2 protein-coding genes are annotated in these 2,236 nt (G+C 72.6%); one reads left to right on the top strand and one right to left on the bottom strand.

Features of this window, described 5'->3' with window-relative positions:
• Positions 1-1,457, bottom strand: a 1,457-nt coding sequence (locus ABD194_RS09980; RefSeq protein ID WP_343990800.1) for a 2,4-dienoyl-CoA reductase FMN-binding domain-containing protein, incomplete at its 3' end; no start/stop codon positions are given.
• Between the two features lie 87 nt (positions 1,458-1,544).
• Here ABD194_RS09980 and ABD194_RS09975 point away from each other — a divergent pair.
• The coding region (locus tag ABD194_RS09975; protein WP_343990798.1) for a flavin-containing monooxygenase at positions 1,545-2,236 on the top strand (692 nt) is incomplete at its 3' end.

The following is a 2,236-nucleotide window of genomic DNA, read 5'->3' as shown; positions in this document are numbered from 1 at the left end:
TACGTGACGACCTTCGGGTGGTCGATGCCGGGGACGTCGGGGATCCGCGGCTCGACCCCGGTGGCCACGACGACCTCGTCGAAGTCGGTGAGGTCGTCGACCACCGCCCGGCGGCCGAGGTGCACCTTGACGTCGCCGAGCTCGAGCCGCCGGCGGAAGTAGCGGATCGTCTCGGCGAACTCCTCCTTGCCCGGGATCCGCATCGCGAGCGCGAACTGGCCGCCGAGGTCGTCGCCGGCCTCGAACAGCTCGACGCGGTGGCCTCGGTCGGCGAGGGAGGTGGCAGCCGCGAGGCCCGCCGGCCCGGCGCCGACGACGGCGACGTGCTTGGAGCGGCGGGTCGGCGAGAGGAGGAGCGTCGTCTCGCGCACCGCGCGCGGGTTGACCAGGCAGGTGGCCGTCTGCCTGGCGAAGGTGTGGTCGAGGCAGGCCTGGTTGCAGGCGATGCACGTGTTGATCTCGTCGGCGCGGTCGCTCGCGGCCTTGGCGACCCAGTCCGGGTCGGCGAGGAAGGGCCGGGCCATCGACACGAGGTCGGCGCTGCCGTCGGCGATGACGCGCTCGGCCAGGTCGGGCATCGAGATGCGGTTGGACGTGACGACGGGGATGGTGACGTGCGGCCGGAGCTTCGCGGTGACGCGGGTGAAGGCGCCGCGCGGAACCGACGTGACGATCGTCGGGACCCGCGCCTCGTGCCAGCCGATGCCGGTGTTGAGGATCGTCGCGCCGGCGGCCTCCACCTCACGGGCCAGCGCCACGACCTCGTCCCACGACTGGCCGTCGGGCACGAGGTCGAGCATCGAGAGGCGGTACACGAGGACGAAGTCGGGCCCGGCGGCCGCACGCACGGCGCGCACGACCTCGACGGCGAGGCGCCGGCGGTTCTCGGGGGAGCCGCCCCACTCGTCGGTGCGCCGGTTGGTGCGTGGCGCGAGGAACTGGTTGAGCAGGTAGCCCTCGGAGCCCATGATCTCGACGCCGTCGTAGCCGGCCTCGCGCGCCACACGGGCACAGCGGGCGTATGCCGCGACGGTCCTTCCGATGCCGCGCGGGGTCAGCGCCCGCGGGGAGAAGCGCGAGATCGGCGACCTCACCGCCGACGCCGAGACGGCGAGCGGGGAGTACGCGTAGCGGCCGGCGTGCAGGATCTGCAGCGCGATCTTGCCGCCCTCGCGGTGCACGGCGTTCGTGATGACCCGGTGGCGGCGGGCCTGCCGCGAGGTGATGAGCACGGAGCTGCCCGGGTAGAGCGCGCCGGCGAGGTTCGGCGCGAAGCCACCGGTGACGATGAGGCCGGCGCCGCCGCGGGCCCGCTCGGCGTAGTACGCGGCCAGCCGGTCGAAGTCCTTGGCGCGGTCCTCGAGTCCGGTGTGCATCGAGCCCATGACGACGCGGTTGCGCAGCGTCGTGAAGCCGAGGTCGAGCGGTTCGAGCAGGGAGGGGTATGCCGTCGTCACCCGCCCGAGGGTAACCGCTGGTTACCGTCCGGTAGCCGGCTGCGCGGCGCGCGTCACATGCGGACCATGGTGGGTGAGAATGGGCCGGTGAGCGATCTCGAGCACCTGGACGTCCTCGTCGTCGGAGCCGGCCTGTCCGGGGTCGGCGCCGCCTACCGCCTGTCCACGATGAGCCCATCACGCAGCTGGGCGATCCTCGAGGCGCGTGACTCGATCGGCGGCACCTGGGACCTCTTCCGCTACCCCGGCGTGCGGTCCGACTCGGACATGATGACGCTCGGCTTCCCCTTCGAGCCGTGGACCGATCCGGACGCCATCGCCGACGGGCCGAAGATCCTCGACTACCTCAGGACGACGGCGGACAAGTACGGCATCACCGAGCGGATCCGCTTCGGGCACAGGGTCGTCGCCGCGGACTGGTCGAGCGAGGACGCGCGCTGGACGGTGACGGTCGAGCGCGGGGAGGCCGGTGAGGGAGGGCCCGAGCAGCTGACGTGCTCGTTCCTCTACCTGTGCAGCGGCTACTACGACTACGAGCGGCCGCACGACCCGCAGCTGCCGGGGATCGGGGAGTTCGAGGGGCAGGTCGTGCACCCGCAGTTCTGGCCCGAGGACCTCGACGTGAGCGACCGGAAGGTCGTCGTCATCGGCTCGGGGGCCACGGCGGTCACCCTCGTCCCCGCGCTCGCCGACCGGGGCGCCGACGTGACGATGCTCCAGCGCACCCCGACGTGGATCGCCTCGCTGCCCCGGCAGGACCGGGCGCGCGACGTGCTGCA

It is taken from the genome of Terrabacter terrae, from assembly GCF_039529575.1.
GTDB classification, from domain to species: Bacteria; Actinomycetota; Actinomycetes; order Actinomycetales; family Dermatophilaceae; genus Terrabacter; species Terrabacter terrae.
The sequence above is the reverse complement of the archived record's forward strand: the minus strand, read 5'-3'. Positions and strand labels throughout refer to the sequence as shown.